The sequence below is a fragment of the Acinetobacter zhairuonensis genome, from assembly GCF_022601715.1.
Classification (GTDB): Bacteria; Pseudomonadota; Gammaproteobacteria; order Pseudomonadales; family Moraxellaceae; genus Acinetobacter.
In genome coordinates this window covers 21,922-42,663 of the sequence record NZ_JAKVIM010000025.1, presented here as the reverse complement: position 1 = coordinate 42,663, position 20,742 = coordinate 21,922, and the positions used below count along the sequence as shown (strand labels likewise).

Here is a 20,742-nt window from a genome sequence, read left to right as displayed (position 1 = left end):
ACTTTATTTGTTATTTATAACTTAAAAAAATGAGAATTCGAACATGTGGGAACTTGTGACGCACCCGTCAAATCTGGTTTTTAGCATTTCCATATGCCTGCTGTTTCTCTTTGCCTTTTTTGAACTGACTTTACTCCTATTTGGAGGCGGAACTCAGGGCATTCTCGATCAACTTTTACCTGCAGATCTGACCTCTCCCGAAATCGATATTGATACTGAAGCTGGTTGGCTGTTACAAACTCTAGACTGGTTATATCTTGGTCGTGTTCCATTGTTAATTTGGTTCATTATTTTCCTGACCATTTTTGGGCTGTTCGGACTTTTTTTACAAAGTCTCGCGCACATATTTACTGGATCTTACTGGAGCGCATGGATTCTAGCACCAGCCAGCTTTTTTTTATGCATGCCGCTGGTCCGCTTCACTGCCAAAATTGTCTCTAGGGTTTTACCCCAAGATGAGAGCACTGCCATTTTTAGTGAAGAACTGGTGGGACGAACAGCCATTATTGTGCTAGGAATTGCCAAACCCCATTCTCCAGCTCAAGCCAAAGTCAAAGATCAATTTGGACAGATTCATTATGTTTTGGTCGAACCCGAACAGGATGAGTCCTTTAAACAGGGTCAACAAGTCATTTTGACCCAAAAAACTAAAATTGGCTTTCAAGCCATTCGTGCAGAAACTTAATAACACTTTAACTTTGAGTATTCCATGTTAAATCCAAATATTATCAATATGTTAGTCATTACTGGCATTATTTTTGTCGCCATCATCGTGATTGGCTTTATTGTCGCCCGTTTGTACCAACGTTCCAGTAAAGAAATTTCATTTGTCCGTACTGGTTTTGGCGGTGAAAAGGTCATCCTTAACGGTGGTGCGATTGTTCTTCCCGTATTACATGAAATTATTCCTGTAAATATGAATACCCTACGTCTTGAAGTGGTGCGTGCTGAAGACCAAGCTTTAATTACCCGTGATCGCATGCGGGTCGATGTCATGGCTGAATTCTATGTACGTGTCAAACCCACTGCGGAATCAATTGCAACGGCAGCACAGACTTTAGGTAAAAAAACCATGTCGCCAAATGAGTTAAAAAGTTTGGTTGAAGGTAAATTTGTGGACTCTCTCAGGGCTGTGGCGGCAGAAATGGCGATGGAAGAACTGCATGAAAAACGTGTAGACTTCGTGCAAAAGGTTCAACAGGTTGTCTCTGAAGATTTATTCAAAAATGGACTAGAACTAGAGACCGTCTCATTGACTGGCTTAGACCAAACCAGTTTTAAATATTTTAATCCGCAAAATGCTTTTGATGCAGAAGGTCTGACCAAACTCACAGAAACCATTGAAGACCGACGTAAAAAACGTAATGTGATTGAGCAAGATGCTGATCTGGCTATCAAAACCAAAAACCTAGAAGCTGAACAAGCACGTTTACAAATTCTACGTGAAGAAGAATATGCCAAATTACAGCAAGAACGCGAAATTGCAGTACGTCGTGCAGAACAACTTGCAGAAATTGCAGCTCAAGAAGCTGGTAAAAAGCGTGAGGCAGAAGAAGCACGAATTGCTGCAGAACGTGAAGTTGAATTGAAACGTATTGCGTCTGCACGTGATGTCGAAAATGAAAATATTCAAAAGGCTCAGCTCATTCAAAAAGCCCAAGTCGAACAAAAGAAAACGATTGAACTGGCAGAGCAAGACCGTGCGATTGCCATTGCTGAAAAATCACGGGCAGAATCTGAAGCTAAAGCGCAAGCCGATCAGGCACGTGCTCAAGCGGTGAAAGCAGAAGAAGAAGTCTTAACTGTACGCGAAACACAACGCGCTGAACGTGAAAAAGCTGTTGAACTGGTAGCCGCAAAACAAGCTGCGGAAAAAGATGCGATTGCTATTACTGTTGCGGCAGAAGCAGGTAAAAAAGCCGCTGTGGATGAAGCCGAGGCAATTCGAATTTCAGCCGAAGCTGAAGCTGAAAAAGCCCGCTTAAAAGCCAAGGGTGAAGCTGATGCAAAAGTACTCTTGGCACAAGCGATGGAAAAACAGTATCAAGTTGATGCTGAAGGCACACGTGCAGTCCATGAAGCCAATAACACCCTGTCGAGCGAACAAGTTGAAATGCAAATTCGTCTTGCCCTGCTTAAATATTTGCCTGAGATCATTCGTGAAAGTGTTAAACCAATGGAGAGCATTGATGACATCAAGATCTTACAAGTGAATGGCTTAGGTCATATTGCCCATCCTCATGGCACTGATACTGGTAGCGAACATGCTACGGCTTCACTTTCGGATCAAGTGGTGAACAGTGCGCTGCGTTATCGCTCTCAAGCTCCCTTAATTGACAGCTTAATGAGTGAACTTGGACTGCAAGGTGGCGACATCAATGGTTTAACACAGCAGTTAAAGCCTCAAAGCAAAGTTTAATTCTCCAAAGATAAAAGAAAGCGCAACATCTGTTGCGCTTTTTTCTGTAAAAATATTACAAATTAATCTGATATATTCAGTTAGTATTCAAGCATATAAACTCTTAACACAAGGACCGTGCATGCATCTTACGATCTATCCTGCTTTGTGGTTTGATAATCAAGCGTTAGAAGCGTTGGAGTTTTATTGCTCCGTATTCCCCAATAGCCAAATTCTTGAACAGAATGCGACTGTGGTAAAAGCATCCCTTGCTAATCAATTATTTATTGGCATTAATGGCGGTCCCTATTTTTTGCCTAATCCCGCAATTTCCTTCACTGTTGTTTGTGAAAGCCGTCAAGAAATTACTGCCCTATGGCAGAAATTAATGATTGGTGGTACGAGTCTTATGGCACTTGGACATTATGCATGGAATGCATACTATGGCTGGGTACAAGATCAATATGGCTATTCATGGCAATTACAACTAAGTTCTGCCAATCAAATGCAACAACAAAAAATTATCCCCAATTTACTCTTTTGCGGTATTCATCAAAATCAGTGTTCACAAGCCCTGCAATATTATCAAAAGATTTTTCCCCAGTTTCAGCGCCATCAACTGACTCGCTATGCCTCAGATGAACTTAAAGGACAAATCCAAGACTGTAGTTTCAGCATAAACCATTTGCAATTGATCGCGAAGGATAGTCCTGAAAAGCATATTTTTGATTTTAATGAAGCTGTTTCCTTTGTAATTCCATGCAAAACCCAGCAAGAAATTGACTATTACTGGAATTATTTTACTGAACACGGTTCGGAAAGCTGGTGTGGTTGGTGCAAAGATGTATTTGGTATTAGTTGGCAAATCGTCCCTGAAAATATCAGTGCTATTTTAAAAGGAAGACCGCATGCGTTATCGGCACTGACCCGTATGAAGAAAATTATTATTCAAGATCTTCTGGTTTAAAGCATCGAGAGACCTTCTTTCTGTTCAAAATTATAATAAACGTACCCAATATAAACGGATTAACTGCCCACGATCATATGGAAAATTGGAAAGATATTCATACCCCATTTTATTACGTTTATTCAGTTTTATTTCAATGCCATAGCCAATGGAAATACTGAGGGCATCCAAGTCAGCACTATTGAACTCTCCTGTCCCTAATTTATTGCTAAAATTATCCGAATTATAGGCAGTATAGTTAAATACCCGAATATATTCATTTTCATAGAAATCATTATTCAGTACGGTATAGTCTTTTTCTTCTTCGTCATGTTGTTCCGCAAGCTTCTGATAATAATGAAAAATATTATCCCCAATAAATTCGTTCATATGCACGTCTTCATTTTCTGCATAGCACGTATTAATAAACAGCAACAACAAGAAAAAGCAGCGACAAGCATATAATTGAATTGAGCTGAGCATCTGTAACACTATGTCTTCACAGCATAATTTTAATATTCACTATAACATGCTGAAATATGACTTCATACATAGCAGCTCAGAAATCACTAACTGTTTCCATGCTTCATCACGTCATTAAAAAAGGGCTTCATTATCATGAAGCCCTTTCCTTGGATCATCCTAAAATAGCTTTAGCTACTTTAGATTTAGAACTGTTTTGCGACAGAAAATACCAGACTGCCTTTCATGATCTTGGCATCGCTATCAATATTATTATCAATCCATAACAATTCTGAATTTAAGCCCAAGACCTCAGCCCCAAAACCAATTTTGTAATCAAAATAGTCATCTTGTCGACCATCCCCACCAAAAGCAGTGGCAAACAGTTCATTGTCTTCCATTTTGGTATAACCTAATCCAGAAATGAGCTTGATTGAGTTGTAAATTGGAAACTTGTAGGTTGTATTCAGATAGAGCTCTTGCCCTGATTTGAAGGCAAATTCAGGTGAATAGAACACACCCGCTGTGAAATAATCGCCTGCAGTCACTAAATCACTATGGTTATAGTTCACGCCAAACTCACTAAAGTCGGTGTGATATTCTTTGATCGTGCCCGGATAATTTACATCCGCATAATTAAAATCTAAGAATGATTTTTCTGTGATCGGTAAAATATAACCCACAAAAAAATCAGCTTCGACATTTCCACCTGCACCCACATCTGCATTCGATGCCCACAGACTTAAGTACGCCCCAGATTTATGTACAAAGTTTAAAGCACCTTGAACAGCAGGATCATTATTCGACATTGACATCCCCCGAAAGCGATAATCCGTTGCCATGGTCATGGAGCCGGTAACGCTAATCACAGGTGCTGCTGTTTCGTTGGCATCGGCTGCAAATGCTGATGCAGAACAAACGAATAGAGATGCAGTAAGCAACTTCTGAACAAATGGTTTAAACATATTTTCTCCGAAATCCTTAGAAATGCCATATCAAGTTCTTGATATGGCATGTTTGATTGCTATCCCAGCATTAATGTTGATGTGTCGAAGTGTCTTTAGGTGTGTTTAGATTTAATGTTGGCGTTTCATCGAAGAAGTTCCACGGTTTAAGCAGTACATTTACCCACTCGGTTGGCATGATTGGCCATTCTTCTGCACGCGCCACGTGGGTTGTACCTGTGGTTAACCACACGACCAAATCTTTGTTATCAATGTTGTCGTTGTTTTTAACAAATTCTCCTAAACCTGTATCTTTGTCAGAACGGTTTGGATACGCACCCTCTGGATAGAGTTCAGTTGGATTATATTTTGTTACCCAAATTTGTTTATCCATGAAGTTTAAGCGCTTGAATAACCATTCATCTTGGCTAAAGTTTGCACCTTTGGCAATTGGGTGTGTACCGCCAGCAAATGGAATCAGCTGGTAAGAAACAGGGTTGCCCACTTTGTTTTCTTTCGAATAGTTACTAATTAAACGAATAGTTGATGGATTAAATTTCTCAGCGGCATCTTGTTCTTTGCTTACAACATGCTTTTCGATTTCCATCGCACTCTTACGCACGCCTTTTTTGTTTGCATTCACAACAGGGTTCATATGAGTGAGCGTATTATTTGCACCATCAACATCTAAATCTAGGCGGAAGTTATAAATATGCTGATGGGTTGTTCCCACAATATTGTGGTCAATTAAAGTACCGTAACGGGTATCTTCTTTTGCTGTTGCATCATGCATGGTCTTTGCTTTTACGCCTTTAACCGCTTCAATCCCTGTTGCACCCGCATTAATACCCATGGTGCCATTGTCTGAGAAGACCCAGTCAAACATGTAGTCATAGTTACCAACTGTACTAACCCAGCGAACAACCAATTCTCTTCGCTCAGCACTCACATTACTTTGTCCGAATTCCTGATGCTTAAACTCAGGTCCTGCATAACGTTCAAATACAGCAATCGCGTTTGGAATTGTCATTGGTTTACCTTCGTAATCAGCAATGACTGCATCAAGCAATACTGCGTTCTCAGGAACATCTGTACCACGCTCAAGCGATGAGGTTAGTGTACCCATACCATATTCGCCAGAATCGAGGTACGACTTGAAGTACCAACCCATATCTGGATCACCATAAGGAACGACCATGCCACCAAGATTACCTTGATACATGACTTTACGTTTTACACCTTTGTCTTTAAACGTGACTGTACCTACTTGTAAGCCTACACGTGAATCTATACCAACATGGAAGCACCAGTTACCCCAATGGATATACTGACCTGAAATGCTGTAATTTTTACCTTCTGGCTCTACGATATTAAGTGGCTTACGTTTTTCTAATTTCTTGTCACGACCATCATAAGGACGTGGAGTCATTGGTACTGGAACAATGGCACCTTCTTCAATTTTAACGATTTTCTTTTTTTCTAAATCGACAATAGCGACTAAGTTTTCAATTGGATGCGCCCAGTAGTTACCATCACCTACATCAAGATAGCTGACAATTTTCAGTAGACTAAGTTCTTTGTTTAAACCATCCTCACCACCAAAATAGCCCACTGTTAGTGGTGTTGCCATAACTTTAGTGACATCAGTAACACCGCGTTTTGCTAATGCAGCTTTGAACTCAGGACTTTCTTTAATAATCTCTTGGACCATCATAAAGTCATCAATCAACACCATGCCATGGGTTGCGGGCAATACTTTCCAAGTAGTTAATTTTTGTGTCTTTAAATCAACCACACCTTCAATAATATTGTCATTTTGCAATAAACTGAATTCGGCTAAACGTGGACCTTTGTATTCAGTATGATTCAGTACACTGTCCCAAACCGCATTTTTTTCAGGCTCTTGTAAACGTATACGGCTAAAACGCAATATTTTCGGTGCGCGTTGATCAGCCTGAATAACTTTATTTACAATCTGAATTTCTTCTGTTGTTAAAGTATTTAACGGATGCTTTACCGTTTCAACTTGGAATGTTTGATCTAGTCCAGACTGGAAAATTTCATTCGCCAACGTTTCAGATGCCATTGCCTGACCATCTTTGATTACGATCGGTGCTGAAACTTTTAATGGCTTCCCATTCACCATAATCGTGGTTGAATTCGGTTTAGCACGCGCTAAGGTTGAGTTTTTGCTGATTGTATATACATTTGCATACTGATCTTGTTGTACCGTTGCGCCAACTGATTGCATCGCTTGCTGTAACGGTAACATTTTCGCAGCTTCACCATGTGCCATTGCCTGAGTTGCACATGCGCCAATCGCCATTACACCAATAACATTCGACATTTGTTTAAGATACTTTTTCAGCATGTGTGAATGTAATGTTTTCATCTAGGATTTCCTTAACCTTTCCAACTTTTTTCTATGCTGAAAAATTACGCTGTTCCCTAAGTAAAAAAATCATCCCAAAGGATGATTTTTAAAATCGAAGTCAAATTCCGCATTTTGCCTCAAAGTTGAAGACCACATAACACTCTGCTCATTAATTCCTGACGGCTTTTAACCTGAGCCTTTTGATAGATGTGTTGCAAATGAGTTTTAATGGTAGAGAGCCCGCAATGCATTTCATCAGCCAGTGCCTGATTATTTAAGCCTTTGCATAATAAATTAAGGACTTTGGATTCTTGTCGAGTTAAGGATTCTGTTAATCCTTCATTAAAAACACTGACCTGATGGCTAGAAACATCATAAATTTGATTAAAACAGCATGCTGTTAAATCATAAAATGACTCGATCATTCTCAATTCATGTTGTGAAAAAGCTGTATTCTCCGAAGAACGTACTAAGCTCATCCCCCGTACAGGTATACCATTCTGGCGGAAAAACAATTCGACTGTGTCTTGAATATTCCACTTCTTCCTAAAGTCTTCATATTCAGGATTAGATGTTGCTTGCTGTAAAACACTTAACTTAATGTCTTTTTTCTGATAGCTATGCCGAAAATGTACAGGGTCATGGTGCTGTTTATAACCCAAATATTCATCGACTGCTTGATTACTAATGCCTTTAAATAAATATTGACTTGCCGTTGTTTCTGAATCGATATTAAACGCCACCAAACCTTCAAATGGGATAACCTTCTGAAGATTGCGACTAAACTCTTCACTAAATTGATTCCAATTTACCGCTTGCATCGTATGAGGACACTGTTAACACTAATACCCGTGTAGTGCAATTTGTATACCAAATGTAACTTTTAAACATAAAAAAACGTATGCTGCAGGAGCAACATACGCTTGAGATCTCGCGAATTCAATGACTTAAGCTAAACCCTGCGCTTTTAAAACTTGTAACATCGTCGCACCTAATTCTGCTGGACTACGGGTATAAGCCATTCCCGCACGCTCAAAGGCTGCAAATTTTTCTTCGGCAGTGCCTTTACCACCCGAAATAATTGCACCAGCGTGTCCCATACGCTTACCTTTTGGGGCTGTCACACCAGCGATATAACCGACAACAGGTTTTGACACGTTAGACTGTATATATTCAGCGGCTTCTTCTTCTGCCGTGCCCCCAATTTCACCAATCATAATGATCGCATCGGTATCTGGGTCATCTTGGAACAGTTTTAATGCATCAATTTGGTTCATACCCGGAATTGGGTCACCACCAATACCAATACAAGTCGATTGTCCCAGTCCAAGTTTAGTGGTCTGTGCAACCGCTTCGTAAGTTAACGTCCCTGAACGTGAAATAATGCCGATACGACCAGGTTTATGAATATGACCTGGCATAATCCCAATTTTACATTCACCAGGGGTAATCACCCCCGGACAGTTTGGACCCACCAAACGCGTACCATTGCCATTGGTTTCTAAATAGCGTTTGGCTTTCAACATATCCAGTGTAGGTACACCTTCCGTAATCACGACAATCAGTCCAACGCCTGAATCCACAGCCTCAACAATTGAATCCAATACATAAGGTGCAGGTACATAAATCACAGAGGCATCTGCTTGAGTTTCACGCACTGCGTCTTTCATGGTATTAAATACAGGTAAATCCAAATGTGTGGTTCCACCTTTACCTGGTGTTACACCACCCACCACTTTGGTGCCGTAATCTAGCGCTTGAGCAGAATGGAAAGTACCATTTTTACCCGTAAAACCTTGTACCAATACTTTTGTGTTTTTATTAATTAATACGCTCATTGTGGAACTCCTTATGCTTTTACTGCGGCAACAATTTTTTCTGCAGCATCAGCCAGACCATTTGCAGAAGTTAATTTCAAACCTGATTCATCCAGAATTTTTGCCCCTAACTCGGCATTATTTCCTTCTAAACGAACCACAACAGGAACCTCTACATGAACTTCCTGTACCGCAGCAATAATTGCTTCTGCAATCATGTCACAACGAACAATTCCACCAAAAATATTAATCAATACGCCCTGAACCGAGGTATCTGCCAAAATTAGTTTAAACGCTTCAATTACACGCTCTTTGGTTGCACCACCACCCACATCCAAGAAGTTTGCAGGTTGTCCACCGTAGAGTTTAATGATGTCCATGGTTGCCATGGCTAAACCAGCACCATTCACCATACAGCCAATGTTACCTTCTAAAGCCACATAGTTCAGATCGAACTCAGAGGCTTTAAGTTCACGTTCATTTTCTTGAGATTTATCACGTAAAGCTAAAACTTCAGGTAAACGATATAAGGCATTTGAATCAATGCCTACTTTAGCATCGACACATAAAATTTCGCCATTTTCACGTACGGATAATGGGTTAATTTCAAATAAAGCAAAGTCATTTTCAACAAAGGCTTGATAAGCCGCAGTCATAATTTTGACGAATTGCGTGACCTGAGCATCCTTAAGTTTTAGGGCAAAAGCTACTTCACGTGCCTGAAACGGTTGTAAACCCACCAATGGATCTACTTCAACTCTAATAATTTTCTCAGGTGTTTCTTCTGCGACTTTCTCAATTTCAACACCACCTTCAGTTGATGCCATGAAAGTCACACGTCGGCTTGAACGGTCTACCACTGCGCCCAAATATAATTCACGTTCTACAGGATAAACATCTTCACAGACAAGTACGCTGTTAACAGGCTGTCCACTTGCATCTGTCTGATAAGTGACTAAACGAGTACCGATAATATGATTGGCATAGTCCGCTGCTTCAATACTGGACTTCACCACCTTCACGCCGCCCGCTTTACCGCGACCACCCGCATGAACTTGTGCTTTCATGACCGCAAACTTGCCACCAAGCTGCTCGAAGGCTTTCACTGCTTCTTCTGCGTTGGTTGCCAATACACCTTCTTGAACAGGCATACCATATTTTTTTAATAACGCTTTGGCTTGATACTCATGTAGATTCATTGACTAACCTTTTACTACTTTTTCGCTTTGTTATGGACTGACTAATCCTCGGACTTACGTCTTCTTGGTATTAGTCCTTATTTCAATTTTTCTTTCTTATTTGTAGTAGATTGTTCCGCTAAAAACAACCTTTAAAAGTAAAAAAGAGCGGTTTAAACCGCTCTTTTTTGATCTTACTTACGCTTACGCTGAATTGCGTGAATCGCTCGACCATCAACGGCCAAGGCAGCTTCATGTACAACTTCAGAGAAAGTTGGGTGACCAAATGTCATCAATTGAAGATCTTCAACACTTGATACAAATTCAAGTGCAATCATACCTTGATGCACGATATCAGACGCAGCAGGTCCAATCACATGCATACCCAATAAGCGGTCAGTTTTTGCATCCGCAACGAACTTCACGAAACCAGCATTTTCACCAGCAGCCATTGCACGACCATTTGCAGCGAAACCGAATTGACCAGTTTTCACTTCATGACCTTTTTCTTTGGCTTGCTCTTCCGTTAAACCTACCCACGCCGCTTCAGGGTGTGTATAGATTACAGAAATGATTGTGTCATAGTTGACTTGTGCAGCATGACCGTGAATACGTTCAACAGCCATTACGCCTTCTTCCATTGCTTTATGTGCAAGCATTGGACCACGCACTAAGTCACCAATTGCATATACACCTTCAACAGAAGTTGCACACCAATCGTTCACTTCAACTAAACCACGTTCAGTGAGTTTAATACCTGAATCATCAGCCAATAAACCTTCTGCATAAGCACGACGACCAACACAAACGATTAATTTATCGAAAGTTTGAGTCTTGTCTTCGCCACCTTGCGTGTACTTAACTGTCACTTCACGACCGTTAACTTCAGTACCAGCTACTTTCGCACCAACACGGATGTCTAAACCTTGTTTAGTTAATACTTTTTGGTAATCTTTCGCCAATGCTTTATCAGCCATTGGTAAGAATGCATCCATTGCTTCAAATACAACAACTTCAGCACCTAGACGACGCCATACTGAACCAAGCTCTAAACCAATTACGCCAGCACCAATAACACCTAAACGCTTAGGAACTTCTTGGAATTCTAAAGCACCAGTTGAATCAACAATAATGTCTTGATCAACAGGAGCTACAGGAATATTTACAGGCACAGAACCAGATGCAAGAATCACATATTTTGGCTCTAAAATTTGAGTTTCACCTTCATGAGAAACAAACTCAACTTTTTTACCAGCAAGTAATTTACCCGTACCTTTTAACCATTCGATACCATTACCTTTAAGAAGGCCATCGACACCCATAGTTAATTGGTTGACGATTTTATCCTTACGGTCAAGCATTTTAGCCAAGTCAAACTTCACTTCACTTGTTGTAATACCGTGATCATCTAAATGATGAACTGTATCTTCGTAGCGGTGAGAAGAATCAAGTAAAGCTTTTGAAGGAATACAACCCACGTTTAAGCAAGTACCACCTAAAGATGGTTTGCCTTTGTGAATACGTTTTTCGATACAAGCAACTTTAAAACCTAATTGCGCTGCACGAATCGCTGCTTCATAGCCACCTGGGCCACCGCCAATTACAACAAGATCAAATTGTTGAGACATGTTTATCTCCAAATACAGGCTTAGAGGATCGCTCTAAGCCTGTTTTTTTTATTCTATCGATTAAAGGTCAAGGATCAATTTAGCTGGTTCTTCTAACAATTCTTTGATTGTTACTAAGAAACCTACAGCTTCTTTACCATCGATTAAACGGTGGTCATAAGAAAGCGCTAAATACATCATTGGCAAGATTTCTACTTGACCATTCACTGCCATAGGACGCTCTTGGATTTTGTGCATGCCTAAAATTGCAGTTTGTGGTGTGTTCAAAATTGGCGTAGAAAGCAATGAACCGAAAGTACCACCGTTAGTAATGGTGAACGTACCACCAGTCATGTCTTCGATACCTAATTTGCCATCACGAGCTTTGTAGGCATAGTCACGGATACCGTTTTCAACTTCAGCGTAGTTCATACGGTCAGTATCACGTAATACAGGAACCACTAGACCGCGGTCAGAAGATACTGCTACACCGATGTCATAGTAACCATGATAAACGATGTCGTCGCCATCAATTGATGCGTTAACCGCTGGGTAGCGTTTAAGTGCTTCAGTTGCTGCTTTAACAAAGAAAGACATAAAGCCAAGACGCGCACCGTGACGCTTCTCGAATGCGTCTTTATATTGCGCACGCATTTCCATGATTGGCTTCATGTTCACTTCGTTGAACGTCGTCAACATTGCAGTTTCTTGAGTCGCGGCAAGTAAACGTTCAGCAACGCGCTTACGAAGACGTGTCATTGGAACACGTTTCTCAATACGCTCACCGACTGCAACGCTTAATGGCGCAGCTGCAGCAGCTGGTTTAGTTTGATGGTTTGCAACATCTTCTTTCGTGATGCGACCACCGCGACCAGTACCCGCAACATCAGCAGCAGCAATACCAGTTTCAGTTAATGCTTTACGAACTGCAGGAGCTTGGTCCTGAACTTGTTGAGCACGCTCTACAACTGGTGCAGCACCCGCTTGAGTGTTTGCAGCAGCTTGTTCAACTTTTGCTTCACCTTGAACCGCTTCAGTTGCAGCAGCACCAGAAACCGCACCTTCTTCAAACTGAGCAATTACTTCAGCAGAAAGAACTGTGTCACCTTCATTTTTAATGATTGCAACGATTGTACCGTCAGCAGGAGCAACTACTTCTAAAACAACTTTATCTGTTTCAATGTCACAGATCACTTCATCACGTGATACTGCTTCACCTGGTTGTTTGTGCCAAGTTGCAATCGTACCGTCTGCAACTGACTCTGGGAATACCGGTGCTTTAATTTCGGTTGCCATTATTTAGAATCTCCTGATTGTTCAGCTACGATCGCTAAAGCGTCATTAACCAGCTGAGCTTGTTGTTTTGCATGCAAATATGGTGAACCACAAGCCGGTGCAGCAGAAGCTTCACGACCTGCATAACTGATACGTACTTGTTTACCTGATTTCATTACATCGTCATATAAACGAGGAGCAATGAATAACCAAGCGCCTTGGTTCTTAGGCTCTTCTTGAGTCCAAACTACATCTTTAAGGTTTGGATAAGAAGCCAATACTTCAGCAATACGTTGTTCTGGGTACGGATACAATTGTTCAATACGAACGATTGCAACGTTGTTTAAACCTTGCTCACGACGTTTTTCTAATAGGTCGTAATAAACTTTACCACCACAAAGAACAAGACGCGTTACGTCAGCTTTGTTGATTTGATCAACTTCATCAATCACAGTCTGGAATGTGCCAGTTGCAAGTTCATTTAAAGTTGAAGTTGCAAGTTTGTGACGAAGTAAAGACTTCGGTGACATGATGATCATTGGCTTACGGATTGGGCGAACTGCCTGACGACGTAAAGCATGGAAAATCTGAGCAGGTGTAGTTGGAGTCATTACTTGCATGTTGTCTTCAGCACATAGCTGTAAGAAACGTTCTAAACGTGCAGATGAATGCTCTGGACCTTGACCTTCAAAACCGTGTGGTAGCAACATAGTTAAACCACAAACACGTTCCCACTTGGTCTCACCTGAAGCGATGAACTGGTCAATTACAACCTGTGCGCAGTTTGCGAAGTCACCGAATTGAGCTTCCCAAATAACCAAGCTCTTTGGCAAAGTCGTTGCATAACCATATTCAAATGCCAATACTGCCATTTCTGACAATAAAGAATCATAAACCGCAACGCGCGGTTGGTTTTCTTTGATGTGGCAAAGTGGAATATAAGTTGAACCATCAACTTGGTTATGTAATTTCGCATGACGATGCGAGAATGTACCACGACCAACGTCTTCACCGGTTAAACGAACTAAATAGCCTTCATCCAACAAAGTCGCATAAGCTAAAGTTTCAGCTGCGCCCCAGTTCAATGGCATTTCACCAGTTTGCATTTTCAAGCGATCATCAATCACTTTTGCGACTTGACGCTGCATCACGAAGCCTTCAGGCAACTGACGCATGGTGTGACCAAGTTCTTTTAAGCGATCTTCAGAGAACGTAGTATCCCAAATATCTGTGTATTCATGACCCAAGTATGGAGTCCAATCCACAAACATTTTTGTATTTGGCTCAAGGATTAATGCATTTGCAACGTGTTTACCTGCTTCTAAATCAGCACGGTAGTCTTCGACCATTTGATCCGCTTTAGCACGATCCAACACGTTTTCTTGAACCAATTGGTCTGCGTATAACGCACGTGTAGTCGTTTTCTTATTGATGACTTGATACATCATCGGCTGTGTTGCAGCTGGCTCGTCCGCTTCGTTATGACCACGACGACGGTAACAGAACATGTCAATTACAACGTCTTTACGGAACGTATGACGGAAGTCATGCGCCAATTGAGCAACAAACAATACTGATTCAGGATCATCACCGTTCACATGGAAAATCGGTGCTTGGATCATTTTCGCGATGTCTGTACAGTATTCTGTAGAACGTGCATCACGAGGGTCAGACGTTGTAAAACCAACTTGGTTGTTTACAACAATGTGAACCGTACCACCTACTGTATAACCACGTGTTTGCGACATTTGGAAGGTTTCTTGGTTTACACCTTGACCTGAAAATGCAGCATCACCATGAACAATTACGGGTAATACATCATCACCGCCAATGTCTTTACGACGCACTTGACGTGCACGTACAGAACCTTCTACTACAGGTCCAACGATTTCTAAGTGCGATGGGTTAAATGCCAATGCCAAGTGAACTTCACCACCTGGAGTCATTACATTTGAAGAGAAACCTTGGTGGTATTTAACGTCACCAGAACCTTTTTTATGTAAGCTCTTACCTTCAAACTCACCAAATAGTTCTGCTGGGTTTTTACCCATGATGTTAACCAAAAGGTTTAAACGACCACGGTGTGGCATACCAATGACAACTTCTTTACAACCTACAGAACCTGCACGTTGAATCAAAGCATCAACCATTGGAATGAAAGATTCACCACCTTCAACACCGAAGCGTTTTGCACCGACGTATTTATTACCAAGGAATTTTTCTAGACCTTCTGCTGCAGTCAAACGCTCTAATACGTGTTTCTTCTGCTCTACAGTGAAATTAAATTGACCACGTGCCCCTTCAAGGCGTTGTTGAATCCAACGTTTTTCTTTGGTGTCAACAATATGCATGTATTCTGCACCAATAGAAGCACAATATGTTGCTTCCATGGCTTGAACCATTTCACCTAAGGTTGCTTCATCTTTACCGATAAGCAAATTACCTGTATTAAATACAGTATCTAAATCTGATTGGGTCAAGCCATGCGCAGCTAAATCAAGATCTGGAACGATTTCACGTTTTGCCAAACCTAAAGGATCAAGCTTCGCTTTCTGGTGACCACGGTTACGGTACGCTGCAATAAGTTGTAATACGCCAATTTGACGACGCTCATGTTCAGTACTTACTGTGCTTTGAACCACGGCCTGAACACGACTTGAATTGCGACCTAATAAGAGGAATTGCTCACGTACATTACTGTGTGGTTGATCACCTTTCGGGAATTTATCGAAGTAAGTGCGCCAATCAGCTCCAACTGATTCAGGTGACGTCAAATACTGCTCATAAAGTTCTTCAATATACGCTGCACTATCAGCGGAAAGTTCAGTGTCAAGACGCAGAGCGTCAGCAACTTCTTGCATTTGTGGACCCATTTCCTATTGCAAAAATATTTCAGGTGCCTTTTAAGCAACCCCATGATTGATAATGTCAAATTGGTAACATGACATTAGTCCCCAGCAGACATTAGCCTCAGGGCGTTATCACCACATTAGGATGAACCTGATGTGTAAAATGAACAACAACACCCTCAATGGCATCATCACTCATCCATAAATACTCGACCGAAACCGAGCAATTTTTTGCAAAATCGTTTTAGAAAAAATAAATTCTCGATTTAGCTTTTCTAAAACCACTTTCAAGCTATTAAGCTCTCAATTTTTATGAAAAAATGTGTATAAAATAACCATCATTTTTTCAATATAACGATGTATCAAATCGTAACATGATCCCATTAGATCAATTGATTTTTTTGACACATACCATTCATAAATCAGCGAAATACACATTGAATTTCATGATGTAAACTATGGTGCTTCATCGTTAAAAAACATCTAATTTAGACCAAAGTCCAATTCCAGTTTTACAAATAGCAAAAAAGAGCATCTTCTTACAAACTGCCCTTTTCTAACGTTAAATAATAGCATTTATTCTACGTGACTAGCGCACTTACAACACAAATAATCCGCTCCTTTTTACATGAATTGCACAAATTTCGCCTAGCCTTTCATCAATCAACAGCAAATACAAAGTTTACCCCCAAATAATAACAGCAATAAAAAAGCACACCCTAAAGTGTGCTTTTTATAACCCTTAAATATGTAGCAATTAGCCAGCCATATCTAAAAGCATATTACGGATGTGACCAATTGCTTTTGTCGGGTTTAAGCCCTTAGGACAAACAGATACACAGTTCATGATCCCTTTACAACGGAACAATGAGAATGGGTCGTCAAGACGAGCCAAACGATCTTGAGTCGCTGTATCACGTGAATCGATAATGAAACGATACGCGTTTAACAATGCAGATGGACCCAAGAATTTGTCTGGGTTCCACCAGAATGATGGGCATGAAGTTGAACAGCATGCACACAAAATACATTCATACAGACCATCCAAGTGTTCACGCTCTTCTGGAGACTGTAAACGCTCTTTTGGTGGTGCAGGTTGATTGTTAATCAAGAATGGGTGAATTTTGTTGTACTGATCGTAGAACTGGTTCATATCTACAACCAAGTCTTTCACAACAGGAAGACCAGGAAGCGGACGAACAGTGATCACATCTGGCAAATCGTTTAGGTTCCAAAGACACGCTAAACCATTTTTACCATTAATGTTTACACCATCTGAACCACAAATACCTTCACGGCATGAACGACGGAACGTTAAAGTTTCATCTTGTACTTTCAATGCAAGAAGCGCGTCAAGCAACATACGGTGCTTATCAGTCAATTCAAGCTTAAAAGTCTGCATGTACGGTGCTGCATCCTTATCAGGATCGTAGCGGTAGATATTAAATGTACGAGTACCTCTACTCATCTTACTTCTCCTAATTAGAATGTACGTGGTTTAGGCGGAATAGCAGCTACAGATAGCGGCTTGTAACGCACTGGCTTGTACTCAAGACGATTGTCCGCAGAGAACCACAATGTGTGCTTCATCCACTCATCATCACGACGACCATATGGGTATTCTGGATGATCTGGAGATTCTTCAAAATCTACAACCGTATGTGCACCACGGCACTCTTTACGCGCAGCAGCAGAAATTAAGGTCGCTTTAGCCACTTCATACAAGTTTTCAACTTCTAAAGCTTCAATACGTGCAGTGTTGAATACTTTAGATTTGTCTTTCAAATGAATGTTACGAACGCGTGATTCAATATCAAGAATTTCTTTCACACCTTTGTCAAGCAATGCTTGAGTACGGAATACACCAGCATGGTCTTGTACGATGTCACGAATTGCATCAGCAACTTCTTGTGCATTTTCACCTGTAGTCGAGTCATCCAATTTACGGATACGCGCAACAGTTTGCTCAAGTACAGTTGTAGGAAGTGGTTGGTATTCATCACCGTGATGTTTAGTCACGTAGTCAATGATATGTTCACCAGCCGCTTTACCAAATACAACCAAGTCAAGCAATGAGTTTGTACCTAAACGGTTTGCACCATGTACAGATACGCAAGAACACTCACCAATTGCATAGAAACCTTTTACCGGCTTAGTGAAGTTACGCTCACCCGCATTGGTAGAATAAACATCAGTCTCTTTGTTGTAGTTCGCTTCAAGCGGTGAAGTTTCAACACTTTCAGGCACAACAACTTGACCATGGATATTCGTAGGAATACCACCCATTTGGTAATGGATTGTTGGTACTACAGGAATTGGCTCTTTAGTGATGTCAACGTTCGCGAATTTCTTACCAATCTCAAATACAGATGGAAGACGCTTCATGATCGTTTCAGCACCCAAGTGCGTCATATCAAGCAAGATATAGTCTTTCTTAGGACCACAACCACGACCTTCTTTAATTTCTTGGTCCATAGAGCGTGATACGAAGTCACGTGGTGCCAAGTCTTTCAAAGTCGGTGCATAGCGCTCCATGAACGGCTCACCAGCATCGTTACGAAGGATTGCACCTTCACCACGACAACCTTCTGTCAACAATACGCCTGCGCCCGCAACACCTGTAGGGTGGAATTGCCAGAATTCCATATCTTGCAATGGAATACCAGCACGAGCCGCCATACCAAGACCGTCACCAGTGTTGATATAAGCGTTAGTAGAAGCACGGTAAACACGACCCGCACCACCTGTAGCGAACAATGTTGCTTTCGCTTGGAATACCGCAATTTTACCTGTTTCTTGGTCGTATGCAGTAACACCAAGGACATCACCCGCTTCGTTACGGATTAAGTCAAGTGCAATCCATTCAACAAAGAATTGAGTGCCCATTTTCACGTTGCTTTGATAAAGCGTGTGAAGAAGCGCATGACCTGTACGGTCAGCAGCAGCACAAGCACGTGGAACTGCTTTTTCACCGTAGTTTGCAGAGTGACCACCAAATGGACGTTGGTAAATAGTACCATCTGCGTTACGGTCAAATGGCATACCCAAGTGTTCAAGTTCATAAACTACTTGTGGTGCTTCACGCGTCATAAATTCGATCGCGTCTTGGTCACCTAACCAGTCAGAACCTTTAACAGTGTCGTAGAAGTGGTAGTGCCAGTTATCCTCTTGCATGTTACCAAGAGATGCACCAATACCGCCCTGTGCAGCCACTGTGTGTGAACGCGTTGGGAATACTTTAGTCAGAACCGCAACTTTTAAACCAGCTTGAGCAAGTTGGTAAGACGCGCGCATACCTGAACCACCACCACCCACGATGACAGCATCGAAAGTTTCGTGTGGAATATTTGTGTAATCTTCTTTAGGGGTTATAGCGCCCATGATCTATTCCTATCAATTCGCCCAAAAAATCTGGATTGCCCAGATCGCATATGCAAATACAGCAATAATTACTGCTGAAGTCAGTACAAGGCGTAAACCTGAAGCTGAAGGACCCATTTGACGAGTAGTCACATAATCTGTGAATACTTGCCACATACCAATCCATGCATGTGCAACAAGAGATAAGACTGCTAATAAAGATAAGATCTTCATTGGAGCTGTCATCATAAAGCCGTACCACTGTTCGTAGCCGAAACCGCCATTGCATAGGATCCAACCTAAAACAACAACAGTGTAAACTGCTAATACGACAGCACTTACGCGTTGGATAAACCAATCACGAGAACCTGAACCCGTTAAACCAGTAGCACTTTTCATTAGATAACAATCCATACAAATGCCGCAATGATACCGATTGCAGACAAGATCAATGAAATAGTAGCTGCGACACGTCCACTTTGCAGTTCTTCAGCAACGCCAAGATCCGCAAGTAAATGCTTAACACCCGCAATAAAGTGGAAAATTAAGCCGGCTACAAATACCCATACGACAAATCGCACAATGAAGCTATTGAAAATAGCTTGCACTTGCGCAAAACCTTCAGGAGAAGACAATGATTTGTCTAAAATCCATAAAAGTACCGGTACGAGTAAAAATACGATGACACCAGATAGACGGTGTAAAATTGATGCAATAGCCACAGGGGATTTTAAGTTTACTTCTAAAACTTGACCCATGGACAAATTGACAGGTCTGTTGCTTTTCACAGCGGGCATCCTGTAAGTAAAAACTCCATCCGGAGTTTGTTGGAATTAATTCGAAGGAAAGCTGGCATTGTCAGGCAAGCAAATGCCTAAACTTAAAACGACACCGAATTATAAAACGCAAGAAGTCAAAATACAAACAATCAAAGGCTGGTTTTTTAACAAAAAACACTTAAATAAGAATCATTCACAACACCAAACATTCTATATAAACCAATAATTTAGCTGAAATTCAATGCTATGCCATTGGTTTATATGACTTATCCACTTGTTTTAGAGCTAAAGATCCCCCCTATGACGCCACTCATGTTTAGACTAAAGATATTTAGAATATTCGCTCTATTTGATAATCCTTTCCTCTATATAGGAAGACTTGCATTTCCTATCAAAATGTTCACTATTTATTTAGAGCGATTTTTTTCAGATATAACCAGATTAAATAATGACTTAGGCACAATTAAATACACATCACTTATAAAATTTATGGGTTTAAATCACACAAAAATTGCAAAAAATGACGTTTAAAGTCTATTTTTTGTTCTGATTCTCAAATTTAATTAGTCATTTTTTGATCAATCAAACACATCTTTGGTCTTAGAATGAAATGCAAATTTTCTCAATCAAATGAAATAAAATTTGAACAAAAAAATATGTAAGTTATGAAAATTAGATAAATTTCGGGAGAAAATACTCACACCATTTGTTCAAAAAACCCATACCCATAATTTTTATAAATTTTTACAATTC

Annotated in this window: 16 protein-coding genes; 3 read left to right on the top strand and 13 right to left on the bottom strand. The window is 40.8% G+C overall.

Features of this window, described 5'->3' with window-relative positions:
* Nucleotides 1-43: 43 nt before the first annotated feature.
* The 3 genes from MKI85_RS15760 (at nucleotide 44) to MKI85_RS15750 (ending at nucleotide 3,365) form a co-directional block, all read left to right on the top strand.
* A complete protein-coding gene (locus MKI85_RS15760; RefSeq protein ID WP_241629039.1) occupies nucleotides 44-685 on the top strand; it encodes a YqiJ family protein in 642 nt (213 codons plus the stop codon).
* Between the two features lie 24 nt (nucleotides 686-709).
* Nucleotides 710-2,419, top strand: a complete 1,710-nt coding sequence (locus tag MKI85_RS15755) for a flotillin family protein (protein WP_241629035.1) — start codon at nucleotides 710-712, stop codon at nucleotides 2,417-2,419.
* Between the two features lie 121 nt (nucleotides 2,420-2,540).
* Nucleotides 2,541-3,365: a VOC family protein gene (locus MKI85_RS15750; RefSeq protein ID WP_241629032.1), complete on the top strand. Its 825-nt coding sequence runs from the start codon at nucleotides 2,541-2,543 to the stop codon at nucleotides 3,363-3,365.
* A gap of 30 nt (nucleotides 3,366-3,395) precedes the next feature.
* Here MKI85_RS15750 and MKI85_RS15745 read toward each other — a convergent pair whose 3' ends face one another.
* From MKI85_RS15745 to sdhC, 13 genes are all read right to left on the bottom strand, one after another.
* Nucleotides 3,396-3,734, bottom strand: coding sequence for a hypothetical protein (locus MKI85_RS15745; RefSeq protein ID WP_241629030.1), 339 nt, complete (start codon nucleotides 3,732-3,734; stop codon nucleotides 3,396-3,398).
* A gap of 278 nt (nucleotides 3,735-4,012) precedes the next feature.
* Nucleotides 4,013-4,771, bottom strand: a complete 759-nt coding sequence (locus MKI85_RS15740) for a TorF family putative porin (RefSeq protein ID WP_241629027.1) — start codon at nucleotides 4,769-4,771, stop codon at nucleotides 4,013-4,015.
* A gap of 70 nt (nucleotides 4,772-4,841) precedes the next feature.
* Nucleotides 4,842-7,097 (bottom strand): primary-amine oxidase, encoded by a 2,256-nt coding sequence (tynA, locus tag MKI85_RS15735; RefSeq protein ID WP_241629057.1) that lies wholly within the window; start codon nucleotides 7,095-7,097, stop codon nucleotides 4,842-4,844.
* Nucleotides 7,098-7,261: 164 nt separating this feature from the next.
* Nucleotides 7,262-7,945 (bottom strand): response regulator transcription factor, encoded by a 684-nt coding sequence (locus MKI85_RS15730; protein ID WP_241629023.1) that lies wholly within the window; start codon nucleotides 7,943-7,945, stop codon nucleotides 7,262-7,264.
* 126 nt (nucleotides 7,946-8,071) lie between these two features.
* Nucleotides 8,072-8,962 (bottom strand): succinate--CoA ligase subunit alpha, encoded by an 891-nt coding sequence (gene sucD, locus MKI85_RS15725; RefSeq protein WP_241629021.1) that lies wholly within the window; start codon nucleotides 8,960-8,962, stop codon nucleotides 8,072-8,074.
* A gap of 11 nt (nucleotides 8,963-8,973) precedes the next feature.
* Nucleotides 8,974-10,140, bottom strand: coding sequence for an ADP-forming succinate--CoA ligase subunit beta (gene sucC, locus MKI85_RS15720; RefSeq protein WP_241629018.1), 1,167 nt, complete (start codon nucleotides 10,138-10,140; stop codon nucleotides 8,974-8,976).
* A 173-nt stretch (nucleotides 10,141-10,313) separates the two neighbouring features.
* Entirely contained in the window at nucleotides 10,314-11,747 is a 1,434-nt protein-coding gene (gene lpdA / locus MKI85_RS15715; RefSeq protein WP_016165823.1) for a dihydrolipoyl dehydrogenase, read from the bottom strand.
* Between the two features lie 60 nt (nucleotides 11,748-11,807).
* Nucleotides 11,808-13,022: a 2-oxoglutarate dehydrogenase complex dihydrolipoyllysine-residue succinyltransferase gene (odhB, locus tag MKI85_RS15710; RefSeq protein WP_241629014.1), complete on the bottom strand. Its 1,215-nt coding sequence runs from the start codon at nucleotides 13,020-13,022 to the stop codon at nucleotides 11,808-11,810.
* Entirely contained in the window at nucleotides 13,022-15,862 is a 2,841-nt protein-coding gene (locus MKI85_RS15705; RefSeq protein ID WP_241629054.1) for a 2-oxoglutarate dehydrogenase E1 component, read from the bottom strand. Before MKI85_RS15705 ends, odhB begins: the two co-directional genes overlap by 1 nt.
* Before the next feature lie 745 nt (nucleotides 15,863-16,607).
* The gene (locus MKI85_RS15700) at nucleotides 16,608-17,318 is read right to left on the bottom strand and encodes a succinate dehydrogenase iron-sulfur subunit (protein WP_241629011.1); all 711 of its coding nucleotides are present in this window, start codon (nucleotides 17,316-17,318) and stop codon (nucleotides 16,608-16,610) included.
* Between the two features lie 14 nt (nucleotides 17,319-17,332).
* Nucleotides 17,333-19,231 (bottom strand): succinate dehydrogenase flavoprotein subunit, encoded by a 1,899-nt coding sequence (gene sdhA, locus MKI85_RS15695; protein ID WP_241629008.1) that lies wholly within the window; start codon nucleotides 19,229-19,231, stop codon nucleotides 17,333-17,335.
* 12 nt (nucleotides 19,232-19,243) lie between these two features.
* Complete coding sequence (gene sdhD, locus MKI85_RS15690; protein ID WP_241629005.1) at nucleotides 19,244-19,609, bottom strand: succinate dehydrogenase, hydrophobic membrane anchor protein; 366 nt, start codon at nucleotides 19,607-19,609, stop codon at nucleotides 19,244-19,246.
* Entirely contained in the window at nucleotides 19,609-20,007 is a 399-nt protein-coding gene (gene sdhC / locus MKI85_RS15685) for a succinate dehydrogenase, cytochrome b556 subunit (RefSeq protein ID WP_142769276.1), read from the bottom strand. The genes sdhD and sdhC overlap by 1 nt, the downstream gene beginning before the upstream one ends.
* Nucleotides 20,008-20,742 lie beyond the last annotated feature (735 nt).

Coding starts and splice junctions, on each gene's coding strand:
- MKI85_RS15760 (WP_241629039.1), top strand. CDS start 44: ATGTGGGAACTTGTGACGCACCCGTCAAATCTGGTTTTTAGCATTTCC.
- MKI85_RS15755 (WP_241629035.1), top strand. CDS start 710: ATGTTAAATCCAAATATTATCAATATGTTAGTCATTACTGGCATTATT.
- MKI85_RS15750 (WP_241629032.1), top strand. CDS start 2,541: ATGCATCTTACGATCTATCCTGCTTTGTGGTTTGATAATCAAGCGTTA.
- MKI85_RS15745 (WP_241629030.1), bottom strand. CDS start 3,734: ATGAACGAATTTATTGGGGATAATATTTTTCATTATTATCAGAAGCTT.
- MKI85_RS15740 (WP_241629027.1), bottom strand. CDS start 4,771: ATGTTTAAACCATTTGTTCAGAAGTTGCTTACTGCATCTCTATTCGTT.
- tynA (WP_241629057.1), bottom strand. CDS start 7,097: ATGTCGAATGTTATTGGTGTAATGGCGATTGGCGCATGTGCAACTCAG.
- MKI85_RS15730 (WP_241629023.1), bottom strand. CDS start 7,945: ATGCAAGCGGTAAATTGGAATCAATTTAGTGAAGAGTTTAGTCGCAAT.
- sucD (WP_241629021.1), bottom strand. CDS start 8,962: ATGAGCGTATTAATTAATAAAAACACAAAAGTATTGGTACAAGGTTTT.
- sucC (WP_241629018.1), bottom strand. CDS start 10,140: ATGAATCTACATGAGTATCAAGCCAAAGCGTTATTAAAAAAATATGGT.
- lpdA (WP_016165823.1), bottom strand. CDS start 11,747: ATGTCTCAACAATTTGATCTTGTTGTAATTGGCGGTGGCCCAGGTGGC.
- odhB (WP_241629014.1), bottom strand. CDS start 13,022: ATGGCAACCGAAATTAAAGCACCGGTATTCCCAGAGTCAGTTGCAGAC.
- MKI85_RS15705 (WP_241629054.1), bottom strand. CDS start 15,862: ATGCAAGAAGTTGCTGACGCTCTGCGTCTTGACACTGAACTTTCCGCT.
- MKI85_RS15700 (WP_241629011.1), bottom strand. CDS start 17,318: ATGAGTAGAGGTACTCGTACATTTAATATCTACCGCTACGATCCTGAT.
- sdhA (WP_241629008.1), bottom strand. CDS start 19,231: ATGGGCGCTATAACCCCTAAAGAAGATTACACAAATATTCCACACGAA.
- sdhD (WP_241629005.1), bottom strand. CDS start 19,609: ATGAAAAGTGCTACTGGTTTAACGGGTTCAGGTTCTCGTGATTGGTTT.
- sdhC (WP_142769276.1), bottom strand. CDS start 20,007: ATGCCCGCTGTGAAAAGCAACAGACCTGTCAATTTGTCCATGGGTCAA.